At 37.4% G+C, this 24005-nt stretch carries 22 protein-coding genes; 16 read left to right on the top strand and 6 right to left on the bottom strand.

The annotated features are described in order from the left end of the window. Positions 1–183 precede the first annotated feature (183 nt). The 5 genes from NSQ59_RS24730 to NSQ59_RS24710 all read left to right on the top strand — a co-directional run bounded on the left by NSQ59_RS24730 (position 184) and on the right by NSQ59_RS24710 (position 4349). Entirely contained in the window at positions 184–729 is a 546-nt protein-coding gene (locus NSQ59_RS24730) for a sigma-70 family RNA polymerase sigma factor (protein ID WP_055741757.1), read from the top strand. Then, the gene (locus tag NSQ59_RS24725; protein WP_055741758.1) at positions 726–1181 is read left to right on the top strand and encodes an anti-sigma factor family protein; all 456 of its coding nucleotides are present in this window, start codon (positions 726–728) and stop codon (positions 1179–1181) included. The genes NSQ59_RS24730 and NSQ59_RS24725 overlap by 4 nt, the downstream gene beginning before the upstream one ends. Beyond that, a complete protein-coding gene (locus tag NSQ59_RS24720) occupies positions 1181–2257 on the top strand; it encodes a hypothetical protein (RefSeq protein ID WP_055741759.1) in 1077 nt (358 codons plus the stop codon). The genes NSQ59_RS24725 and NSQ59_RS24720 overlap by 1 nt, the downstream gene beginning before the upstream one ends. Beyond that, on the top strand, positions 2254–3165 hold the full coding sequence (locus NSQ59_RS24715; protein WP_055741760.1) for a LiaF transmembrane domain-containing protein: 912 nt from the start codon (positions 2254–2256) through the stop codon (positions 3163–3165). Before NSQ59_RS24720 ends, NSQ59_RS24715 begins: the two co-directional genes overlap by 4 nt. A gap of 266 nt (positions 3166–3431) precedes the next feature. Further along, complete coding sequence (locus NSQ59_RS24710; RefSeq protein WP_055741761.1) at positions 3432–4349, top strand: diacylglycerol kinase; 918 nt, start codon at positions 3432–3434, stop codon at positions 4347–4349. A 204-nt stretch (positions 4350–4553) separates the two neighbouring features. Here NSQ59_RS24710 and putP read toward each other — a convergent pair whose 3' ends face one another. Beyond that, positions 4554–6032 (bottom strand): sodium/proline symporter PutP, encoded by a 1479-nt coding sequence (gene putP, locus NSQ59_RS24705; RefSeq protein WP_055741762.1) that lies wholly within the window; start codon positions 6030–6032, stop codon positions 4554–4556. A 274-nt stretch (positions 6033–6306) separates the two neighbouring features. Here putP and NSQ59_RS24700 point away from each other — a divergent pair, with 274 nt between their 5' ends. Continuing rightward, a complete protein-coding gene (locus NSQ59_RS24700; RefSeq protein ID WP_055741763.1) occupies positions 6307–7314 on the top strand; it encodes a DUF3231 family protein in 1008 nt (335 codons plus the stop codon). Positions 7315–8000: 686 nt separating this feature from the next. Next, positions 8001–9209, top strand: coding sequence for a threonine--tRNA ligase (gene thrS, locus NSQ59_RS24695; protein WP_055741764.1), 1209 nt, complete (start codon positions 8001–8003; stop codon positions 9207–9209). Positions 9210–9296: 87 nt separating this feature from the next. On the opposite strand, the gene nagZ is transcribed toward thrS, so the two are convergent. Beyond that, a complete protein-coding gene (gene nagZ / locus NSQ59_RS24690; protein ID WP_083489492.1) occupies positions 9297–10925 on the bottom strand; it encodes a beta-N-acetylhexosaminidase in 1629 nt (542 codons plus the stop codon). A 263-nt stretch (positions 10926–11188) separates the two neighbouring features. Between nagZ and rlmD the strand changes: the two genes are divergently transcribed. From rlmD to NSQ59_RS24660, 6 genes are all read left to right on the top strand, one after another. Continuing rightward, positions 11189–12571, top strand: a complete 1383-nt coding sequence (gene rlmD / locus NSQ59_RS24685; protein ID WP_055741765.1) for a 23S rRNA (uracil(1939)-C(5))-methyltransferase RlmD — start codon at positions 11189–11191, stop codon at positions 12569–12571. 11 nt (positions 12572–12582) lie between these two features. Beyond that, positions 12583–13434 (top strand): MBL fold metallo-hydrolase, encoded by an 852-nt coding sequence (locus NSQ59_RS24680; protein ID WP_055741766.1) that lies wholly within the window; start codon positions 12583–12585, stop codon positions 13432–13434. 291 nt (positions 13435–13725) lie between these two features. Further along, positions 13726–14982 carry an MFS transporter gene (locus tag NSQ59_RS24675; RefSeq protein WP_055741767.1) on the top strand — a complete coding sequence of 419 codons (1257 nt, stop codon included), beginning with the start codon at positions 13726–13728 and terminating at the stop codon, positions 14980–14982. A gap of 116 nt (positions 14983–15098) precedes the next feature. Then, positions 15099–15857 carry a MerR family transcriptional regulator gene (locus NSQ59_RS24670; protein ID WP_055741891.1) on the top strand — a complete coding sequence of 253 codons (759 nt, stop codon included), beginning with the start codon at positions 15099–15101 and terminating at the stop codon, positions 15855–15857. Positions 15858–16090: 233 nt separating this feature from the next. Next, the gene (locus tag NSQ59_RS24665) at positions 16091–16594 is read left to right on the top strand and encodes a universal stress protein (protein WP_055741768.1); all 504 of its coding nucleotides are present in this window, start codon (positions 16091–16093) and stop codon (positions 16592–16594) included. A 237-nt stretch (positions 16595–16831) separates the two neighbouring features. Continuing rightward, positions 16832–17164 carry a hypothetical protein gene (locus NSQ59_RS24660; protein ID WP_055741769.1) on the top strand — a complete coding sequence of 111 codons (333 nt, stop codon included), beginning with the start codon at positions 16832–16834 and terminating at the stop codon, positions 17162–17164. 52 nt (positions 17165–17216) lie between these two features. On the opposite strand, the gene NSQ59_RS24655 is transcribed toward NSQ59_RS24660, so the two are convergent. Genes NSQ59_RS24655 through NSQ59_RS24645 form a run of 3 tightly spaced genes read right to left on the bottom strand, consistent with a single transcriptional unit; the run spans position 17217 to position 18462 of the window. Continuing rightward, entirely contained in the window at positions 17217–17564 is a 348-nt protein-coding gene (locus NSQ59_RS24655) for a DMT family transporter (RefSeq protein WP_055741770.1), read from the bottom strand. Positions 17565–17587: 23 nt separating this feature from the next. Next, positions 17588–17914, bottom strand: a complete 327-nt coding sequence (locus NSQ59_RS24650) for a DMT family transporter (RefSeq protein WP_055741771.1) — start codon at positions 17912–17914, stop codon at positions 17588–17590. Next, entirely contained in the window at positions 17914–18462 is a 549-nt protein-coding gene (locus tag NSQ59_RS24645) for a TetR/AcrR family transcriptional regulator (RefSeq protein WP_055741772.1), read from the bottom strand. The genes NSQ59_RS24650 and NSQ59_RS24645 overlap by 1 nt, the downstream gene beginning before the upstream one ends. A gap of 238 nt (positions 18463–18700) precedes the next feature. Here NSQ59_RS24645 and proP point away from each other — a divergent pair, with 238 nt between their 5' ends. Next, complete coding sequence (proP, locus tag NSQ59_RS24640) at positions 18701–20188, top strand: glycine betaine/L-proline transporter ProP (protein WP_055741773.1); 1488 nt, start codon at positions 18701–18703, stop codon at positions 20186–20188. Positions 20189–20272: 84 nt separating this feature from the next. On the opposite strand, the gene NSQ59_RS24635 is transcribed toward proP, so the two are convergent. Next, positions 20273–21061: a MurR/RpiR family transcriptional regulator gene (locus NSQ59_RS24635; RefSeq protein ID WP_244885897.1), complete on the bottom strand. Its 789-nt coding sequence runs from the start codon at positions 21059–21061 to the stop codon at positions 20273–20275. 130 nt (positions 21062–21191) lie between these two features. On the opposite strand from NSQ59_RS24635, the gene pfkB reads away from it, so the two are divergent. Together pfkB and NSQ59_RS24625 are read left to right on the top strand one after the other, a co-directional pair. Further along, positions 21192–22115, top strand: a complete 924-nt coding sequence (pfkB, locus tag NSQ59_RS24630) for a 1-phosphofructokinase (RefSeq protein ID WP_055741774.1) — start codon at positions 21192–21194, stop codon at positions 22113–22115. Continuing rightward, positions 22116–24002 (top strand): fructose-specific PTS transporter subunit EIIC, encoded by a 1887-nt coding sequence (locus NSQ59_RS24625; RefSeq protein ID WP_055741775.1) that lies wholly within the window; start codon positions 22116–22118, stop codon positions 24000–24002. Positions 24003–24005: the final 3 nt, after the last annotated feature.

The raw sequence follows: 24005 nt of genomic DNA, 5'->3' as shown, positions 1-24005 counted from the left end.
TCTCCTTTTTTATTTTATAGTAAAATAGATTAGAACATAAACATTCTATAAATCTTTTGTTCTTATTGTCAACTAAGATTAAAAATTGGTTAACAATATATTTTTTATAAAATTACTGTAGGGGTATTTCATCCTAATATCGTTTATAAAGGGTGAATGGAATAGAAAGGGGGGAGAGCGCACTTGGATGCAGCATTAATTGAAAAAGCGAAAACCGGAAATGAACATGCGTTTCGACTGTTGGTTGAAAAATATCGTATGCATGTCTTCCACACCGTATTCGCGATTCTTCGCAATCAGCAAGACGCTGAAGATGCAGCCCAAGAAGTGTTTTTGAAAATCTATGCTTCTCTCCCCCAATACGAGAATCAAGGTTTTAAAACATGGATAACAAGAATTTCAGTCAATCATGCGATTGATATGAAAAGGAAGAAGACTAGAAGACAAGAAGAAGCAGTGATAGAGTTTCAGCCTGAATTCCATCATGCAGGAAAAGCAGAAACAGCAGAGGTCATTGTTTTAAAAAAGGAACAAAAGATATTTTTTGAAAAACGTTTAGGAGAAATACCAGACAATTATCGCGATGTCATTGAAGGATTTTATATAAAAGAAAAGTCTTATCATGAATTGGCAGAAGAGCAGCAGGTTCAAGTGAAAACTATTGAAACAAAGCTTTATCGTGCAAGACAGTGGATGAAAAAGCATTGGAAGGAGGACGATTTCAGGTGAATCATATTTCTTATGAAAAATGGCTTCAGTATGTGAGAGGTGAATTAGATTCCGCTACCGAAAAGCAGTATGATGATCATTTATATGGCTGTGACCAATGCTTGTCCATTTACTTGGAGGCGGTCGAAGCAATGGAGCAGGCGCTGCCAATCATGAGCAACGAGGACATATTCACGGATATGGTAATGCAGCGATTGGAAGGACAAAAGAAGAAAACGATCACGAAATCACCAAAACAAAGCTTTTATCAAAAAGCCATCTTTCATTATTTCGTGGCTGCGGCCATGACTGTTATTTTAATGACTTCGGGTGTATTTTCCCATCTGACAAATGCGTTCAATGATTTTGAAACGAATAAAAAGAAAGAGCCATCCTTTGTTATGGGTCTTATGAATAAATCGGTTTCATTAATTGATAAGGTTGAAAAAGAATCTAAGGAGGGAAATAAATAATGAATAACAACAAGAATCCTATAACAGCGTTTTTGCTCGGGTTTTTTCCGGGTATCGGGTTGATTTATTTAGGGAAGGCATTTGGCTTATTTTATACGGTATCTGTTTGCGGTCTTGCTTTTTTTGCTATGTTTGCTGCGTTTATAGGGCATGCAGGCTTCCCGGCTTTTTTTGCTACGATTATTGGATTTGGCATTTACGTTATCAGTATTATAGCTACATTAGTAAGTGCATCAAAACTTCAGCAAACAAAGGAGGAAGTAGGTGCAGCGTATACAAAAAATCACGATTCTGAACGTTTTTACACAATATTACTATCCTTCATTCCAGGACTAGGCCATTTCCAGCTAGGCTTAATGAACCGTGGACTTACCATTCTGACATCCTTTCTCGGAATGGGAGTAATGGTTGTCTTTATTACAGCTCTTACGCATCGTGCCGAATTTATGGTTTTCCTTGCTTTCTTGCCGATTATTTGGGTTTATGGTTTTTTCGATGCGACCCGTCAGCTGTCAAAAAAACAAAACGGCGAGGAATTAGTAGATCGCTCGATTTTCGAGGAGTTTGAGATGAGACGAGAAGATGGGAAAAAGAGCAAGTCAATTGCAACCTTCCTATCCATCTTTCCAGGAGCGGGACATCTATATTTAGGTATGCAAAAACGCGGTATTCAATTAATGGCAGCATTCCTTTTCTCTATCTATATATTGGATATTTTGAGATTGGGAATATTCCTATTCTTAGTTCCGATTATTTGGTTTTACAGCTTTTTTGATGGCCTGCAAAAGGCATCAAAGTACGGAAAGGAAGAAATGGAGGATAAACCGGTGATTTCTTATTTAATCAACCATCAAAAATGGGTAGGGATTGGACTAGTCATTCTTGGTCTCTATTATTTGATTTCTAATATTGTTCTACCAGTTGTTTCTCCGATGATATACAGCGCTATTCATATTGATATAAGCTACTGGTTCAGTAATTACTTCCAAACAGTATTTGTTTGTATTCTCCTAATTGGCGGAGGGATAAAACTTATGTTTGGCACAAAGAAGAAAGGAGAAGAAAAAAATATATGAAATCATGGAGAGTCGGGAGTATATCAATGGGAGCAGCTCTAGTTTTTCTAGGGATGTTCCTGTTATTGTCGCAAGTGCTTCATTGGAATATAGCTAATGTATTAATAGCTTGGTGGCCGCTTCTGTTGATAATATTAGGAATAGAAATTTTACTTTCCTTGTATTTTTCGAAGCATGATAAGCCTATTGTAAAATATGATATCCTCAGCATCTTTTTCATCGGCATCATTGGCATGTGCGGGATTGCTTTTACCATATTCAGTTCTACAGGAATTTTAAATAAGGTTACCTATGCAATGGCTGCTGAAACAAAAACGCTAGATTTACCGAAATATAATAAAACGATGGATAATCATATTAAAAGAATTGTGGTGGAAACGCAAAATCAGCCGGTAACAATTGAGTCCACGAAGGAAAAATCTATCTCAGCCTTTGGAACGTATACAGCGGAAACGGTAGAGAACCATTCTGCCATTAAGACGGTGGATGATTATTTAATGTTGGAGGAAAAGGGAGATACCGTCTATTTAAAATTGAAAGATGGACCAAATCAGCATGATCCTTTTTCTAATGGGACTCAAGTTTCTGCAACAGTTCTGATCCCTGAAAATGTAAGGCTGGAAGTCGAGGGGAGTTTTAATCCTATTACATTAAAAGTAAGAAATCTATCAAATAATTGGTATTTGAACAGTTTATCAGATGTTACTATTCAAGTAATGGGTAAGCCGGATCTTTTGGTAGATGCAAATCAAGCTGATCAGCTGTCAGGGGATAGCTGGATAGAAATGAAGGAAAAAGGCCATAATGGTGATATTGAGAAGAAAAGTGGAAAAATGACATTTGGGGATGGAACACATCATATCGTAATAACGAAATCGTCCGCCATTTCAGTCACACACTTGCCATAAGAGATGGACATCTGTTCACTAGATTTTTACATTAAAAAGAGTTATGATATTCGAGAGACAATTTTGAATCTGGCTTATGGCCAGTTTTTCTTTGCAATTTAGAAAAGCGAATGCGCCTTGCTTATCTGATAACCGATAGGCAGCTTGCGCTAGAGAGATACTTCATTAGGGAAACGAAGCTTAAATTTACGGATCAATATTACCCTCCCCATGAAAAAATACATACAAAAATTCATCGTAAAAGATTTTAGATTAGGATGATGAACATGAAAAGAGCAAGAATTATATATAATCCAACTTCCGGTCGTGAGCTTTTTAAAAAGCATCTTGCAACTGTATTGCAAAAGCTTGAAATGGCTGGATATGAAACATCCTGCCATGCGACAACTGGTGCAGGGGACGCTGTTGAAGCAGCAAAAATAGCGGTTGCACGCCAATATGATTTAGTTGTTGCGGCTGGCGGGGACGGTACCATCAATGAGGTTGTGAATGGACTCGCGGAGCAAGATTATCGTCCAAAACTTGGAGTCATTCCAGTTGGAACTACGAATGACTTTGCTAGGGCATTGCATATACCTCGTGACATAGAGGTTGCAGCGGATATTATTGTCAAAGGGGATACAATTCCCGTCGATATCGGAAAATATAATGACGGATATTTTGTCAATATTGCCGGTGGAGGAAGAATTACCGAGCTAACCTATGAGGTACCCAGCAAGTTAAAAACAATGATTGGCCAGTTGGCATATTATTTAAAAGGTATTGAAATGTTGCCTTCGATTCGTGCCACCGATATGCGCATTGAGTATGACGGAAAGCTTTTTGAAGGAGAGGCCATGTTATTTTTGGTCGGATTAACGAACTCTATTGGCGGTTTTGAAAAACTAGCACCTGATTCCTCTATCAATGATGGCTTGTTTACGCTGATGATTTTAAAGAAAACAAATCTTGCTGAATTTATTCGGGTGGTTACCTTGGCGATTCGCGGAGAGCATGTAAATGATCCGAACGTAATTTATGCTTCCGCAAACAGAATAAAGGTGAGCTCTAGTGAGAAAATGCAGCTCAATATTGATGGCGAATTTGGCGGACTGGTTCCAACAGAATTTGAAAATTTATATCGCCATTTAGAAGTTTTTGTACCGATTGATAAAATTCGTCCGCAGGATATGGTGGAATCATAAGAAAAAACGTTTACCATTGGGGTAAACGTTTTTTGGTTGCAAAGTTGTTAGTTTTTGAAAGATCAATTAATGACATCTGGTATTTCAAAGGGTAACTCCAGAAGTTTTGGAGATTAGCTTTTGAAACGGTGCCTTAATTTCAACATTTTAAAGTTAATTCAGCGGAACTTAACAATAATTCCGCCGAAATACGATTGGCTCAACTTACCCATGTTTCAACAGGGAAACACTCTCCTGAAACTCTTTCTCAATCTCCTCATTATGTTTATGGGTAGCTAGGCTTACAATAACACTGACAATTAGGTTGGCAACAAAGCCGGGAACAATTTCGTAAAGGGTATTGCCAAGCCCTGTATTTTTCCAGACGATGACGGTAATGGCACCGACAATCATTCCAAAAAGCGCTCCCCAGTGGTTCATCTTTTTCCAATATAGACTTAGGAATACAACCGGTCCGAACGATGCGCCAAATCCTGCCCATGCGTACGCAACCAACTCCAAAATCGTTGCATTTTTATCAAATGCAAGGATCGCCGCAATTACCGCCACGGCTAAGACAGCCATTCTTCCAAAGAAAACTAGCTCTTTATCTGATGCTTCTTTACGGAAAACTAATTTATAAAGATCCTCTGTTAAAGCACTGGATGTGACAATTAATTGTGATGAAATAGTACTCATAATGGCAGCAAGTACAGCTGCTAGTACAAAACCAGCTACAAGTGGGTGGAACAAGATTTGCCCCAACTGAATAAATACCGCCTCAGAATCACTTAACTTAACATTTGTATGATTATGGAAGTAGGCAATTCCAATTAAAGCAGTTAAGGATGTTCCAAGAAGGGATAGAATCATCCAACTCATCCCAATCCGTCTGGCACTCTTTGTCTCCTTGATGGTTTTAATCGCCATAAAGCGCACGATAATATGCGGCTGACCTACATAACCAAGTCCCCAAGCCAACGAAGAGATTAATCCCAAAATTGTTGTTCCTTTAAAAAAGTCTAAAAGTGTTGGGTCAATTGATTTTATAGTATGGAATGTTTCAATTGGTCCTCCTGTTTTGAAAAAGCCCATCGCAGGAACAAGCAATAAAGCAATAACCATGATAAGACCTTGAATAAAATCAGTCCAACTAACGGCAAGAAATCCGCCAAATAATGTATAGGCAACTACAACCCCTGCCACAATGAACAGACCTGTACGGTAATTTAGATGGAAGGAGCTCTCAAAAAAGACTGCTCCTGAGACCATTCCGGATGATACATAAAAGGTGAAAAAAACTAAAATAACAAGAGATGAAACAATTCGCAAAAGCTTCGTTTTATCTTTGAAGCGGTTTTCGAAAAAGGATGGAATGGTTATAGAATCATTAGCAACCTGTGTATAGGAACGTAGTCTTGGCGCAATGAGAACCCAGTTTAAATAAGCACCAATGGTAAGCCCAATCGCAATCCAGGCATCAGCGAGGCCTGACAGATAAATCCCCCCTGGCAATCCCATTAAAAGCCAACCACTCATATCAGCAGCACCAGCGCTTAATGCCGTTACGGCGGGACCTAATGATCTGCCGCCTAACATATAGTCCGTTAAATTACTTGTTTTACGAAATGCGTACCATCCAACTAAAAGCATCATCAGCATATATAGCCCGATGGCAATCAACTTGTAAGTTTCCTGTGTCATATGATCATCTCCTCATGTTGCATTATTGGGAATAGTCTATCATTTACTGGCGCAAAATTATAGTAATATTTTTTTAATAGGAAAAATGTCATATTGATGCTGATTAAATAGTCCTGAATTAATTTTTGAAAATAATATTTTCAAAATATAATTTGTTTTCATTTCATGGTTAATTAAGTCAGTATTTAAGTATCTCAGCCACCAATTGCATCATGTATATTCCCCCTAATTGGTGACAGAATAACGTTATGTATAAGAAAGGGGACAAAGGGTTATGCAGACGGAACATAATATTAAGTTAACTTCCAGTGAAGTTGCCCAGTTGTGGTCAGGCTATATGAATAGCAGCTTATGTAATTGTCTGTTTACGTATTTTATTGAAATTGTAGAGGATACACAGATTAAAGCCCTTGTTGAAAAAGGTATGCTTCTTTCCCGAGAGCATCTTCAGAAATTGAATACCATTTTTACGAATGAAGGGTATCCAGTTCCATGTGGGTTTAATGTTAAAGAAGATGTGAATCTTCAAGCGCCGAGATTATTTTCAGACCCTTTTATCCTTTATTTCATTCATCACATGGGTGAAATGGCCTTAGGATTTTACCCAATAGGAAAAACTATTTGTTCCCGTGCAGATACCCAGGAATATTTCTCCACATGCTTGCATGAACTGGATGAATACGATACGTTGGCTACTAACTTGCTGTTATCTAAAGGATTATATATACGATCCCCACACATTAACCCTTCCGAAAAAGTGCATTTTGTAAAAAATGAGCACTTTTTAGGAGGATGGTTTGGAAGAAGAAAAACATTAACCGTAATGGAAATTTCAAATTTAGTGGTGAATATGCAAAGAAATGCATTAGGGAAAGCAACGATGATTGGATTCAGTCAAGTTGCAAATTCCAAAGAGGTACGCGAGTTTATGTTAAGAGGCAAGCAAATTGCGGAAAAACATATTAATGTATTCGGAGAGGCTTTAAAAGAAAGTGATCTTCCAGTTCCAATGGGGTGGGAAACCGGTATCACCTCTTCACAAATTGCTCCTTTTTCAGACAAAATGATGATGTTTATTACGACGGCATTAATAGGATTAAGCATAGGATTTTATGCGACTAGTATGGCAACATCCTTCAGGAAGGATTTGTCGCTGCATTATGTAAGGCTTTCTGCAGAAATCGGGACCTATGCCGAAGACGGGGCAAAATTAATGATTAAAAACGGGTGGCTGGAAGAACCTCCGCTTTCCGATGATCGGAACCGACTGGCGAAACATTAGCAGATAGAAAAATTTTTTATTCAAACGTTTGATTAAAATATAATTTCGTCAATAAAAAATATAAAAGAATAAATTTTTTGAGAATTGACTCTTGCATATTATGGATCCTTGTGCTAAGATACATTTCAATTAACAATAACATAATTTTACGCAATGAAGAGGACATGAATCATTCATAAAATTTCTTTACAAGAGAACAGGGCCACCGGCTGAAAGCCCTGTAAGAAAGAGAATGGTTTACCACCTTGGAGCAATGATGGGGAAATGTGAAAAGCAGAATATCCATCATCGGAGAAACCGTTATTTATTTGAGCATATGTACAATTTTGGGCATATGGAATTAGGGTGGAATCACGACCGCACTCGTCCCTTGTAGGGGATGGGTGCGTTTTTTATTTAATATAGTTTATGCGAAGAAGAGGACATGAATCATTCTTAATGTTTCTTTACAAGAGAACGGGGTCACCGGCTGAAAGCCCCGAAGAAAAGAGGATGATTTACCACCTTGGAGCAATGATGGGGAAATGCGGGGAGCAGAATAACCATCATCGGGAGAACCGTTATTTTTACTTAAGCATAAAGCATATTTAATGTGTTTTATGGAATTAGGGTGGAACCACGACACACTCGTCCCTTTAGAGGATGAAGTGTGTTTTTTTTTATATAAACTTTTAGGAGGAATGAAAATGTCAATGCAGATTGAAGTGGAAAAGAGAAATCATCGCAAATTAGGTCAAGAGTTAGAACTGTTTGCATCCATGGAAGAGGCTCCGGGAATGCCATTTCTTTTACCAAACGGGATGGTACTTCGCAACGAGTTAGAAAATTATTGGAGGAAAAAGCATCAAAAAGCTGGCTATCAAGAAATCAAAACACCGATTATGATGAAGCAGGAGCTCTGGGAGCAGTCAGGTCATTGGGATCATTATCATGAAAATATGTATTTTTCCGATGTAGACCAGCAGCGCTATGCTATAAAACCGATGAACTGTCCGGGGGCTATTTTAATTTTTAATCATAAAAAAAGAAGCTACCGTGAACTGCCTATCCGTTACGCAGAATTAGGTTTGGTTCACCGTCATGAATTATCTGGTTCATTAAATGGTTTGCTAAGAGTTCGGTCCTTTACTCAGGATGACGCCCATATCTTTGTTAGAAACAATCAAATCGAAGCGGAAATTGGAAAGGTTTTAGATTTAATTGATGAGATATACTCCCATTTTGGTTTTGAGTATAAAATAGAGCTTTCTACTCGTCCGGATGAGTTTATGGGCTCTATAGAGATGTGGGATCAAGCAGAACTGGCATTGGAGTCTGTTTTAAAAGAAAAAGAACTAAACTATCAAGTTAATCCAGGGGATGGTGCCTTTTATGGCCCGAAAATTGACTTCCATATATTAGATTCACTTGGACGAAGCTGGCAATGCGGAACAGTACAGCTAGATTTTCAAATGCCGGAAAAATTTAATTGTTCCTATGTCGGGGAAGATGGCAAACTGCATCGTCCTGTATTGATCCATCGAGCGATCTATGGCTCCATTGAGCGGTTTATGGCCATTTTGATAGAACACTTTGCAGGTGATTTCCCGCTCTGGCTTGCACCAGTTCAAGTGAAAGTACTTCCAATCGCTGAACCTCATAAGGACTACGCTTATTCCATTAAATCAATGCTGGAATTAGCGGGTGTACGAGTAGACGTTGACGAAAGGGATGAAAAAATAGGCTTAAAAATAAGGGAAGCCGAAAAACAAAAAATCCCTTATATGCTTGTGGTAGGAGACAAAGAGGTTGAAAATCAATCAGTCGCCATCAGAAATCGAATAGACAAGAGCCAAAGCTCTATGAGTGCAGAGGAGGCATTTTATTATTTGAAACAGGAGATTATGAAGCAATAACAATTGATTAAAAAACAGTACAAATAGAGACAAATTCCAGATGAATTCGTCTCTATTTTATGGCTGTAAGTCATTCGATGTTTTACGCTATTTAGGCGGACTGTAAACAGAGTAGTGATCTAATACTGCGTTTTGACTGTTAATAGAAAAGACAAATTTCAACGCATAAGCACCATGCGAATAGCTGAGTATTTCTTCGCTATTTTCAGTTGTAACATCTGAGATTGGTGAACCAAAGTAATTTTTTATATCAATAAGGGTTAAATTTTTCAACTTGGGATCAAAGGACCGGATTTCAAATAATAGTCGCTCTTTATTATATGCAACGACTACATGTTTTTTGCTGTAAGTGCTGTACGTCCCTTTAGCTGCTGCTACATAATCGCGTTTTTCCTCTTCTCCCCATTCTTTTCTAACGGTATCTATTGTGCTTCCAAGGTGAAACTCAGCATTTATGATTTCTCTCTTTTTCGCTTTCGAAGCAATATCATGGAGAAGAATATTTTTTGTTGAACCAGTTGTAGAGGAACCAGTTGAAATAGCTTTCTTAATTTGTGCATTCAGCTTCGTTATATTGACAGATGGAACTTTATTATTCGTAAGTTTATATTTTCGCTTAAGGGATAAAATCCTGTAGACACTCTTATTAATGGTGCTTTCGGAAATGGTGTGATTTTTGGCCGCTTTGTATAGACTGTTGTATACAGTACTAACATTTTCTTTTCCGTGTCCAACTAGAATCATATCACTTCCGGCATTTACTGCCTTCACAGCTGCATCTTTTAGATTATAGTGTTTAGCAATCGCTCCCATTGTCATGTCGTCTGTTATAACAACTCCATCGAAACCTAGTTGCTTTCGTAAAAGCCCTGTAATAACCGTTTTAGACATAGAAGCTGGATACTTAGAATCTAATTTTTTCATCAATATATGGGCAACCATTACCATATCTGCATTGTTTTTAAAGGCATTTCGGAACGGTATTAGTTCCAATTTATTTAAACTAGCTAAATCTTTATTCACTACTGGAAGCGCTAAATGAGAGTCAATAGAAGTATCTCCGTGTCCGGGAAAATGCTTGACTACCGGAATGATGTTTCCAGAACGAATTCCCTTCATCATAGCTGCTCCCTGTTTAGAGACAATATTTGAATTGGAACCAAATGAACGATCGCCAATTACGGTGTTTTTAGGATTACTCTGTATGTCTAGCACAGGAGCAAAATCGACGTTGAACCCAAAAGATGTTAACTCATTTGCAATTACGTTTCCGATATTATACGCATATTTTTCATTATTTGTTTCTCCGATTGATCTTGCGCGTGGGGTGTTTATTATTGATGCAGGCATACGGTTAACTCTCCCGCCTTCCTGGTCAGTGGAGATAAAAAGAGGTACCTTATTATTGGAATTAGCTGTTTTCAGCGCATTTGTTAAGTTCACCAATTGGGTCTCGCTTTTTATATTTGTACCAAAAAGGATTAGCCCACCTAATTTGTATTCTTTTATGAGATCGGCAGCATCAGTCGTTACGCTAGTCCCCTCAAATCCGCCAATAATCATCTGTCCAATCTTTTCAGATAAAGACAATCTATTAAGTTCTTCTTGAACGGGATCTGCATTATTTTTTATTGGTTTTTCGTTTTTCATTCCACACCCTGTTATTAGAAAAAGAGTGCTTACTATTACTAAAATTTTCGTTAAATAAGTTTTCATGTTATATTCCCTTTCATTGAATAGTTGATTTAAAGGAATTTGATTTAAAATACTTATATTTTCTAGTTTGGGATTAGGTTATACATTATTCCTGTTGCAATCCATTAGTATATGTAGAATCTAAAGTTTTGCAAACTGTCTATATAATTTATTTTAAGTGAAACGATGAGATAGGTAGAAAAGATACCAAAAACTTCTCAATTTAGCAATGAACTCTTTGTTATGGTACAATCATTTCATCAAAAATTAAAGGAAGACAATCTATGACCAATCAAGTTCCAGTTCAAAAAAACGAATATATAGATGTAAAGTTTGAAGATTTAACCCACGAAGGAAATGGAGTAGCAAAGGTAGACGGATATCCGCTCTTTGTTCCCAATTGCTTACCCGGTGAAAAAGCAAAAATTAAAGTAGTGAAAGTAAATAAAGGCTATGGTTTTGGCCGCCTCATAGATCTATATGAAAAAAGTCCGGATCGTGTAGAACCTGATTGTCCAATCTATAAGGAATGCGGTGGCTGCCAGCTTCAACATTTAAGCTATCCCGGCCAGCTAAAAGCAAAGCATAAACAAGTCAAGGAAGTGCTGACTCGTATCGGAAAACTGGAAAATGTCGTTGTTCATCCTGTCCTGGGAATGGAAGATCCTTGGAAATATCGGAATAAAGCACAAGTTCCAGTCGGTGAACGAGAGGGCGGATTAATCGCAGGATTTTATCAAAAACGAAGCCACGATATTATTGATATGGAAGCCTGCCTCATTCAGCAGGAAAAAAATGATAAAGTCATTCAAAGTGTCAAACGTATTTGTGAAAAGTATGGGGTTCAAGCATACAATGAACAAACTCACAAAGGGACTTTACGTCATATCATGGCACGTTACGGGATCAAAACAGGTGAAATCATGGTTGTACTGATTACTCGTACCCCTAATCTCCCAAATCAAAACCAATTAATACAAGAAATAATCGATTCTAATCCCGATATAAAATCAATTGTTCAAAATATCAATCCAAAGAGAACAAATGTAATTTTTGGAGATGAAACAAAAGTCCTTTGGGGAGACGAATTCATCTACGATTATATTGGTAACATAAAGTTTGCCATCTCAGCCCGCTCTTTTTACCAGGTTAATCCTGAGCAAACAAAGGTCCTTTACGATCAAGCACTAAAATATGCAGGATTAAATGGGGAAGAAACCGTCATTGATGCGTATTGCGGAATCGGTACTATATCCCTTTTCTTAGCTCAAAAAGCCAAGAAAGTATACGGAGTTGAAATCGTACCAGAGGCAATTGAAGATGCAAAGCGAAATGCCAAACTAAACGGAATTGAAAATGTGGAATTTGCAGTTGGGGAAGCTGAAAAAGTCATTCCAAAATGGTACGAGGATGGAGTAATAGCAGACGTTCTTGTGGTCGACCCGCCACGAAAAGGCTGTGACGAAACATTGCTCCAAACCATCATGGAAATGAAGCCGGAAAAGGTCGTTTATGTATCTTGTAATCCTGCTACATTGGCAAGGGATTTAAGGATATTGGAGGATGGAGGATATACAACAGTTGAAGTGCAGCCAGTGGACATGTTTCCGCAGACGATGCACTGTGAGGCAGTTGCGCTTTTAGTTAGAGAAAAACACTCGAGTTAGGAGACAAAGATTTGCAGAAATTAATACGAATTTCAAATCGCCTTGTATATCTACCACCTTACCAGGAAACAGATCGTCCCATTCTACTTGCTGTAAAGGGAGATGAGAAAACACTTCTTATTGATGCAGGAAACTCCTCCACTCATGCCAGGTTGTTTCTTGAACAACTAGAGGAATATCAGATGAGGGGAGACTGGCTTGTCCTCACACATTGGCACTGGGATCATGTATTTGGAATGCGCGAAATGCATATGCCGAAGATTTGCCATGAAGAAACATATAACAAAATTAAAGAATTACAAACTCTATCTTGGGAGGATAGAGATCTTGATAAACGTGTAAAAGAAGGAACAGAAATTCCATTTTGTGCCAATGCGATGAAGAAAGAGCTTGGGAATCAGCGGGATATCGTTCTTCCTCTTCCTGATCTTACATTCCATCATCGAATGACAATCCATTTAGGCGGAGTGACTTGTACCATCGAACATGTAGGCGGAGACCATGCCGATGATTCTAGCATTATCTATATTCCCGAAGAAAAGGTTCTATTTTTAGGGGATTGTTTGTATGCAAATTTATATGCGGATGAATGGAATTATACCATGGAGAAAACCCTTCAGCTTGTTGATAGCATTGAAAAATATGACGACGCGGAGTTTATTTTCTTATCCCATCATAATGCCCCATTAACGAAAGAAGAATTTCAATTACACCTCCAATTTCTCAAAAACACGGCTCTTCTTACAGGAAAGTATAAGGGTGACGGGGAAGCGATTGCTGATGACATGTCTGTACAGTTGCAAAGATGTTTAAACGAGGAAGAGCTCGAAACGATTGGATACTTCGTTAATGGATATAAGTAAGTTTCATGTAAGATTGGTTATTTAAAGTGTATAAATGACAGTATGTTAAACCTGAGAAAAATCCGAAGTTGTACTTTTATCAAAAAAGACGCTCTTTTTTTAGAGCGTCTTTTTTATATAGAACATATGTTCTCTTTATGCGTTCTGTAAATAAAAAAGGTAAATACCTTATTTTTCATATTAATAGTATAAATGAAAAAATATTATAAGTCTATATTTAATTTAAAAAATATTCTATATTTTAGTAACCGGCCGGTACATTGTCATTTTAAAGCGGAAGGAGAGGGTAGGATGGGGTTTGTTAAAGTGCAGCAAAGGAATAGAAAAGTAACATTTTTTCAACTTTTTCAACAGTCGCCACAGTTTACCGCCTTGTTATTTGGACAAATTTTTTCATTGTTAGGGAGTTCCATTACGAATGTAATATTGCCAATTGTGGTCTTACGGGAATCAAAATCTGCGGCCATGATGGGAACGGTCATGGCCATTTATATGGTGCCAATTATTTTGCTCTTGCCAATTTCGGGTGTATTGGTTGATAAAATGAATAAAGTGAAAGTGATGCTTATTGTAGACTTTGTAAGATTCGCTTTAATGCTGACTCTTTCCATTATTACGTTTTTGAATCAATTAAATATGATGTCTTTATTTATCATCATGTTTTTTATGGGAGTCATGGAGAGTTTTTTTCAGCCTTCCTATTCAGGGGTAAGGGCAAAGGTTTTTACAAAAGAAATCCGCAATGCGGCAAATTCCCTGACTCAAGTAATGATGCAAGGATTGAAAATATTTGGTCCCATCCTCGGAGGAATTATCGTTTCTGCATTCTCTGCAGCCTGGGGATTTGGAATAGATGCAGTTACTTACATTATTTCATTCCTTTTTTTATTAACGCTGAGAAGGTTAAGTTTTCAAAGTGATGTGATTCAACCGACTGCTAAAAGTTCATTAAAAAAAGACTTTTTTGAAGGAATTGAAGTGGTAAAGCAACAGACATGGCTGTGGATCTCTATTCTTGTTTTTTCTTTGATTAACATTTTTTGGGGTGGCATTATGAAGGTTTTACTTCCATGGTTGATCAATGTCCATTACAAATTTGAGCCTACTGTGTTTGGGCTGGTGATTTCAGCATCTGGGGCTGGGGCGATTGTCTGTGGGATCATGTTTGGATTGCGCAAAAAGTGGAATAAAAGAGGGGTTCTTACCTATTCCAGTGTCGCGATAAGCGGTCTATCTCTTCTGCTTTTACCTGTTTTTGCAAGTGTTCCTTTTCTCATGCTGCTGATGTTTTTAATTGGAGCCTGCAATATGCTTGGCGGTCTCATTTGGGAAACAAGTCTTCAGGAACTTGTTCCGGAAGAGAAATTTGGTAGAGTCGCAAGTTTGGATATGTTAGGTACCGTTGCATTGTTGCCGGCTGGTTATCTGTTAACAGGCTGGGTAGCGGAAGGCATTGGGGAAATTACAACATTAATTGCCTTTAGTTCCGCCATTGTTTTCATTGCGATATTAGTACTTTTTAATAAAGGAATTAGGACTTTTAATTAAGGAAAAAAATAGACAGGGATCTACTTCTTTCAGTTTCTCGAAAATAACGTAAAAAGTTACAAAATACTATTGACCCTCCTCAAAGAGGAGCCCTTAAAGTTATAAGTGAGGTGGATATAATGTACACGGTAAAAGAATTATCAGATTTGGCAAAAGTGACAATCAAAACACTGCACTATTATCACAAGATAGGACTTTTATTACCATGTGAGGTGAGTGAAGCCGGCTATCGCCTTTATGGGATGAAAGAACTGGAAAGATTGCAGCAAATTCTATTTTATCGTGAACTGGATTTTCCTCTCAAAAAAATAAAGCAAATATTGGACGATGAGCCTGATCGATTATCGATCTTGTTTGAGCAAAGACAATTAATTGCTGCTCGCAAAGAAAGATTAGAAGAGCTCATGCAAACACTTGATCAATCGATTGCACATGCCAGGAAAGGAGAAGCAATGGACCAGCAAGAAATGTTTAAAGGGTTTAACACTGAAAAAGAATGGGAAAATGCTTTATTAGAACAAAGGGAGTATCTTAAGGAAAAATACAACTATGATGTCCTTGAGGGAAATTCAATAGATGTGAATGATATGAATGAATCAGCAATTGAAGCAAAGTATTTTATGGATAACATGGCGAGCGCACTCAGGGAAGGGTTAAGGTTTGATGATAAGAAGGTGCAACAGCTTATTTTGCAGCATCTAGATTTTTTAAATCATCATGGTCATAAAATGGATACCTCCATTTTTGCGGAGCAAGCCCGCTTTTTTCTAGCGGATGACTTTCATCGGACTATGCTCGAGCAACAGCAAAAGGGGTTATCCTATTATCTTTGCATTGCTGCTGAGGCACTTGCAACAGAAAATCGAAACAAATAAAAAAGAAAAGAACATCCATTTTGGATGAATAAAAGAATTGCTAAGCTCGTGATGATCGGGTCCTATTTTTGGGATTCGATCTCTTTTTATTTTTGGGAACTTACCTAATTTCCTGCTCCAGTAATGTATTCCGGTCGAATGATACTTACAAATACTAGTTCGATTCTATTATGTTTTTATACAAGAAATACGGGTATAAAGTTAGAAAGTCAGAAAATGAAAGGGAGATAAAAATGTATAAGCATATCCTTATTGGTTTTGATGATTCTAAGGACAGTATGAAAGCATTAGAAAGAGCTGCACAAATTTATTCCATGGATTCTGACTGTAAGATTACGGTAGCGCATGTCATTCAAGAATATACAAATGAACTAAGTTTTGATCATTATCATTTAAATTATCCGATTGGTCCTAGACCAGACGGAGGTGTTTATCCTGCTCGAATTATGTTCCGGGAGGATGAGCTTTCCCAAAATACAGAGGAGATTATATATGATTCCACTGAGGAAATTATGAATCACGCGAGGTCTTTTTTAAATCATCAGGGTGTTCCAGCGGAATTTAAAACACTAGATGGCAAGCCTAGTACAGATATATGTGATTTTGCCTTAGAGCAGCATGTTGACTTAATTATTGTTGGGAACAGTGGAAAAGGTCTTTTGAAAAAACTTTTGGTAGGCAGTGTAAGTGAAACGATCATGAAAAATGCGGAGATGGATGTTCTCGTCGTAAAATAATTGCCGTGGTTTATTCGAAATATCCCTAATAGTAAGCGAGTAATCTGTCTATTATTAAGGGATATTTTTCTTAATAAAAAATTCTTATGGTAAAATTTATGTACAATATGACTGAACTGAATGAGCCAACGTACCGTTTAGATTGGATTCGATTGAATGGCTGGAAGGTTGCTCAGGAAAAAAAGTAATACATGTATGTAAAATGAATCTGTTATATGATTCGGAGGAAATTAGATTATGACGATTGGTGCATTTATACTTGAGCCACAAAATGATGTTGAAAAGTATTTTTACATTCCAGTTGCAACAGAGTCCTTTTTTAAAGAATTTTGGATACCTGCTATAGAATCACTAGGCTTACAATGGACAGACCTCTTTGTAGTAGGTGTTGAGGTTGAAGAGGAGGATGTCTCTACTATCGTGGAGGAACTTATGCAAATAAAAAGATGGGCGGAAATAAATTTAGTAGACAAGGAAGCAAGAGAAAAAATGTTAGAAAGAATACAGGGAATACAAGAAAAACTCCCACAGGCATTTCAGCGAAAGGATGCAGTTGTTTTCATAGGGTAGGACGATACTATATACAATGTTTATTTAGAAAAGGGAAACAGCAAGGAACCCATTACTTAGAAGTTTCTTTTGCTGTTTCCGTTTTGTTAGAGGTATTCAATAGTATAACGCCACCAATAATTAAGATAATTCCAGATAGCATAAGCGTGTTAAAAAGTTCACCCCATATTAATACCCCAATTAATGCAGTTAGTGCTGTTCCTACTCCTGACCAAATGGCATAAGCCAAACTTAGTGGAATCGTTTTAAGGGAAATACTTATCGAATAAAATGAAAGTGCATACCCGACAATTACTCCTATTGAGGGTAATAATATGGTAAATCCATCAGACATTTTGAGCATGGTGGTGGCAAATACTTCACTGATAATAGAAATAGCCAAAGTAATATAACCATTCATCTGAGATTTCTCCTTTTCATTTATTATGAATGGGCACCGCTGAAATTTAATAAAACAACTCCAGAGATAATGAATAGCAGCCCAAATACTTTTTTTAGATTAAATCTTTCTTTATACACGACTGTACCTACTATTGCCGTTAATGCTGTTCCTACTCCAGCCCAAATAGCATAAGCCGTTCCAAGCGGCAATGATTTTAGACTTAAAGATAAAGTGAAAAATGCAATTCCATATCCTAATACAACTCCTATAGAAGGTAAAAGTTTTTTAAAACCATTTGTTGCTTTCAGCATAGAGCTTCCGAATACTTCACTTAGAATCGCCAGGAGCAAAAGTCCATAAGCATACATCATGAATCCTCCCTTGTCATACGAACTAATTGCTGAATTACTTCATTTTGCCGCTCTTTATCCAAAGGAGCTATATGTAACATTTGTGAGTAATAAAGTCCATCTAATGCCAAGCGAATAATAGTCGCAGTTAAAGGATTGATGCCATCTTGTTCCAGTCTAGCAAGGATGGATTGGTAGCCGTCGGATATATTTTTAGATACTTCAGGGTCTAATAATGAAGCAGCAAAAACGCCGATATTTAATGCAGCATTATGCTCTAAGTCATGTTTTGAGGCTTCGATAAATGCACGAGTCCATTTTCCCTTTTTATTTGAATCGTTCTCAGCATATTTATGGAAGTTCACGCAAACCTCCTCAAAAATATATGCAGCCAACCCCTTTATTAAGGCATCTTTATTGGGAAAATGATATAGCAATCCGCCTTTGCTAATACCAGCTTGTTTTGCAACAGCATCTAATGTTAAAGCGTGAAAGTCGTGATCAAGAATAATTTGTTTGGCAGTGTCTAAAATAAGTTGACGCTTCAATTCTGCTTTGGAATCCACCTGAAACCCTCCAGATAAAATGAACACTTTTTATTTTATTGTACCGTCTGGACGGTTTTTAAATCAATAGATTTAATCAGGGTATAACAGTTCCTGACTTAATCAATATAGGAAAAGGTAAAGAAGTATTAGCTTAAATTAAAAAACATGATGAAGATTTCTTTTCTGAATAGCAATGGTGAAGCCAGCTCAAAATAACATTATGATTTGATTTTCAAAAGGAATTTAGGTGAGACAATTGGTTGATAATGTGGAAAAATGGCCGGGATCTAGAAAAAAGTCAAAAAGAAGATTAAAAAAAGATGATATTACCATTGTAGATACAGATGCAGCAAAAAAGGCAGTAATAGCAACAGCACTTGGAAATACAATGGAGTGGTTTGATTTTGGAATTTACTCTTATTTGGCTGTAACGATAGGAAAGGTGTTCTTTTCAGGTGTGACTGGGCCACTCCAAATAGTTTATTCGTTTGCTACTTTTGCCGTGGCGTTTATCGTTCGTCCTCTAGGCGGAATGTTTTTTGGTATGTTGGGTGATAAATTAGGTCGGAAAAAAATATTAACCATCACATTAGTGTTAATGTCTTTAGCTACATTATGTATAGGATTGATTCCGAGCTATGCAAAGATTGGAAATCTGGCTCCTATCCTCTTGCTTTTAGCCAGATTAGTTCAGGGATTTTCCGCAGGCGGTGAATATTCTGGTGCCATGACGTTTATCGCGGAATCTTCACCCGACAAGAAAAGAGGTTTTTTATCGAGCGGGTTAGAAGTGGGAACATTAGTTGGATATATTGCGGGTTCCGCCGTGGTGACGCTTCTGAGTTTTTTGCTTGGACCGGATAAAATGCTGGATTGGGGATGGCGTATTCCGTTTTTCATTGCGGCACCGATAGGTCTTATTGGTCTATATTTGAGAAATAACTTGGAGGAGACTCCTGTCTTCGAAGCAATGAATGAAGAAAAAAACAAAGAAAATGAAAAAGGGTTAATAAAAAAAGTGTTTGTTTTTCATTGGCCGCAGCTGCTTAAAGGAATGGTATTAGTTTTATTTTTTAATGTTGTGGACTATATGTTGTTATCGTATATGCCATCTTATTTAAATGTAGTCCTCGGTTATGAAGAAACAAAGGGTCTTTTGTTGATTCTAATTGTTATGTTTATTATGATTCCGATTGTTTTACTTATGGGTTATTTTAGTGATCGGATTGGAAATAAGCGCATTATTTTAGGAGGTTTGATAGGGGTAATTCTTCTGTCCATTCCATCGTTTAAGATGATTGAAAGTGGAAGTAATTTGACAGTTTTTTTGGGCCTGATGATTTTGGCTATTCTATTAGCTACCTTTGAAGCAACAATGCCGTCCATGCTGCCTTCTTTGTTTTTTACACAAGTAAGATATGTTGCACTGGCCATTACGTTTAATATTTCCGTTTCTTTATTTGGTGGAACAACCCCATTGGTTTTGGCGTGGCTTATTAAAGTGACAGATAACAAGATGGTTCCAGCATATTATATTATGGCTGCTTGCCTAATTGGTTTAGTCACCATGTTTTTTGTGAAGGAAACTACCGGAAAAGCGCTGCGGGGCTCGGCACCGGCAGTCGAGGAAAAACATGAAATTGCAGAGATTTTAGAGAATCCTCATGAGGCAATTTGGTGGAAAGAAGAAAAGGTAAATATTGAAGAGAAAATGGCTGAGTCGGAAAACGAAAATGAAAAATAGCTTAGTTTGGACGTTAAACTTTCTGAAAAAAAGCAACTAACCATTATGTTGGAAGTTGCTTTTTTGAGTGGAAACATCATTCCTTTAGCTAATCTTTCCCTCTGTCCGAATCGCATAAGCATCTAAAATGATACGGGCCATTACTTGAATAGGTAAACGTGATCGCACCTCATATTCCGGAAAGTAGGAGATCTCCGACTTAAAGCCAACGAGAGAGATTTCACAAAGCTCATATAAAGGACTGTTTTGATTACATGTTAGAAGAAGGGTGCTTACACCATTTTCTTGACAGTTACGGGCAGCCTCTACCAATTCCTCTGTTTTTCCATTTAGTGAAACAAAAATAACAATATCTTTTTTATCGATTTTCTTGCTGATTGTTCTTATAATATTCGGATCATCATGCAGCTCACAGCTTTTACCCAGGAGCTGAAATTTCACCATCATTTCCTTTGCAATCAACTCCGAGAAGCCGCGGGCAAAAAGGATTATTTTCCTAGAATGAATGATCTTTTGAAGAGCATCCTCAATGGTTCCGCTATCCAGTAACTGAATCGTTTTTACAACTTCTTGTTCATTTTTTAATATAGCTTCTTGAATCTTTTTATCGATCTTTTCCACAATGGAAAACTCCGTACTAGAATCAAAATCATCCTTTAAATGTATTTTAAAGGCAGTAAAACCGCTATACCCTAATTTTTGCATCGTACGAACAATCGTAGCGGTTGACACATTTGCCTGTTCGCTTAGTTTTACAATGGAGATTTGTGGAATGGTATCTAAATGCTGCTTAATATAATCGACTAAATATCGTTCGGTTTCACTTAGAGTGTTGTATTGGTTCTTCGCTCTATTTAAAAATGTCTGTGACACAGCTACCATCTCCATAATGAAAAGTTTTACAATGAAAACGTTTAATATTGTAAACATTTACATAACTTATTGTGCCACAATTAGAGTATAAAGTGAATCATTAGGGCAGCAAGGAAAGAAGGGAACAGACATGATTTATACTTGTACGATGAACCCAGCCATTGATTTATTTACAGAGTTTGAACAGTTTTCTCCCTTTGTAGTAAATCGCAGTAAATTCGAAGATTATCAAGCGAATGGGAAGGCAATTAATATTTCTTTTATGTTAAAAAAGTTGAATATTGATAGTACTGCCACTGGATTTTTAGGCGGGTTCACCGGAAAATATATCGAACAGGAACTAATCAAACATTCTATTGATGTAAATTTTATTAAAGTAGATGGAATCACGAGAATAAACACCTTTATTAGGTCAGGGGAATTGGAATATAAAGCAGTCAATAAGGGCCCTGAAATTAGCCTAAAAGCACAGGAAGAGCTGCTTCAATATATAAAAACTTTCACGAGTGAAGACATGCTATTCGTTTCTGGAAGCCTGCCTAAAGGAATAAAGGATGAAATTTTTGTAACGATCGCAAAACTCTCTCAGGAACAGGGTTTTTCCTTAATTCTGGATATCAGTTCCGATAGATTAATAGATTGTTTACCGTACCATCCATATTTAATCAAACCGAATGATGAAGAATTAGCTCATTTATTAGGAGTTCCAAAGCTAGAAACAGAACAGGAGCTTGTGAATGCCGCACAAAAACTCTTAGATAAAGGAGCTATGAGAGTATTGGTTTCTCGCGGTGAAAAAGGTGCTTTGTATGTTGATAAAGAGAATGTTTTATTTACTACGGCACCACGTGGAAAAGTGGTGAATACCGCTTGTGCCGGGGATACAATGCTTGCCGTATTTGTAGGGAAGATGTTACAAACCGGTGATTTAGAGGATGCATTAATTAGCGCCACAGCTGCCGGATCCTCTACCGCTTTTACAGCAGGTTTAAGCAATTTGGAAGATATACCACTGCTAAAAGAGCAAATTCAATTAAAAAAGGAGGTTGTATAAATGAAAACATATAAGATTATCGCCGCTACGGGATGTCCTACAGGAATTGCTCACACTTATATGGCACAAGAGGCATTAGAAGAAGCTGCGAAAAAAAGAGGCATAACGATTAAAGTAGAAACACATGGTCAAGAAGGAATAAAAAATGCGTTAACAGATGCGGAGATAGAGGATGCTGATGGAGTCATTATTGCAGCCGATAAAGATGTCCATGCAGATCGATTTATTGGCAAGCCTGTAATCAATGTTTCTGTAAGTAAAGGAATTAAAGAGCCTGATAAATTAATTGACGAAATTTTATCTGGTAATGTTCCAAAATATAAAGATGGTCAAGCTAGAACTCAGAATCAATCGGGGCAAGGCAGCCAAAAAACATCACTTTGGCATAGCCTCTATGTTTCTCTTATGAACGGTGTATCCCATATGCTTCCTCTTGTAGTAGCCGGAGGTGTTATGGTAGCTATATCTTTTATGTTCGGAATTAATTCTGCAGACCCGAAAAGTCCTGAATATAACCAATTCGCCTATTACTTAAAAACAATCGGCGGGGTTTCCATGAATTTAATGGTACCTATTCTATGTGCGTATATTGCGGAATCTATTGCGAAAAGACCGGGTCTTATTATCGGTTTTATTGTCGGAATGATTGCCTATATGAATGGTACTGGATTTTTGGGCGGTATTGTCGGAGGTTTTCTAACTGGGTATATCATGCTTGGGTTAGCGCATGTCCTCAAAGGATTGCCTAAGCAACTGGATGGTTTAAAAGCCATTTTCCTTTTCCCGGTGTTGGGAATCTTTATTGCCGGCTTTGCCATGTGGTTCCTATCCTCTCCAATGGAAGCAATAAATAAAGGAATGATGTCCTTCTTAAGTGGTTTTCAAAATTCAAGCCCAATCCTATTAGGATTAATTGTTGGCTGTATGAGTGCATTTGATATGGGTGGTCCTGTTAATAAAGCAGCATATGTTACAGGTACAGCTTTGTTAGCGCAAGGAAATTACTTCTTTATGGCTGGTGTTTCAGCAGCATGTATTGCACCACCATTAGCTACTGGTTTTGCAGTCCTATTTGGCGGAAAAGCCTATTCAGCAAGTGACCGCAGTGCAGGATATGTGAATTTCCTTCTTGGTTCTACTCATATTACAGAAGGAGCCATTCCATTTGCGGCAAAGAAACCTATTAAAGTAATCCCAATCCTTATGCTAGGTTCTTCGATTGCAGCTATCTTAACTTATCTTTTTAAAGTGCAAGTTCCTGCACCGCATGGCGGATTTATCGTATTACCAATCGTTACTCATGCGTTCCTATGGGTTCTAGCTATTTTAATTGGTTCTCTCGTAAGTGGACTCTTAATGGCTTGGGATCAAAAAAGAACAGTGGCAAAAGATAAGCAATCTGATCAAGTAACACAAGAAGTAAATGAATCGAAGAGCTTAGATTCTGTACTAGAAATTCGAAATATTCATTGTAATGTTCAAGCAGTATCTCAACATGAAGTGTTTGAAAAATTAGCAGAAATCTCTGTGGCAAATCATATCAGCAGTGATTCAAAAGCAGTTGTAGAAGGATTCATGGCAAGAGAAAAATTAAGCACAACCGGGATGGAGCAAGGTATTGCTATTCCGCATACCGAGCTTGATAGTATTCGGAAAGCGAGCATTGTGATTTTGAAATTAAATGAAGGCGTTGATTGGAATGCTCTTGATGGTCATCCAACGAATATCGTCATTGCCATGTTTATTCCTAAGGGCAAAGGCAATGATCACTTACGCTATTTATCAGAGGTTTCAAAGCTATTAATTCATCAAGAATTTATCGATCAATTACATCAGGCTAACAGTTCTGAAGAAATCTATCAAATGTTTACAGAAAAATTGCAATAAAAG

Source organism: Margalitia sp. FSL K6-0131, assembly GCF_038008735.1.
GTDB classification, from domain to species: Bacteria; Bacillota; Bacilli; order Bacillales; family Bacillaceae_C; genus Margalitia; species Margalitia shackletonii.
This window is presented reverse-complemented; position numbering and strand designations above follow the sequence as displayed.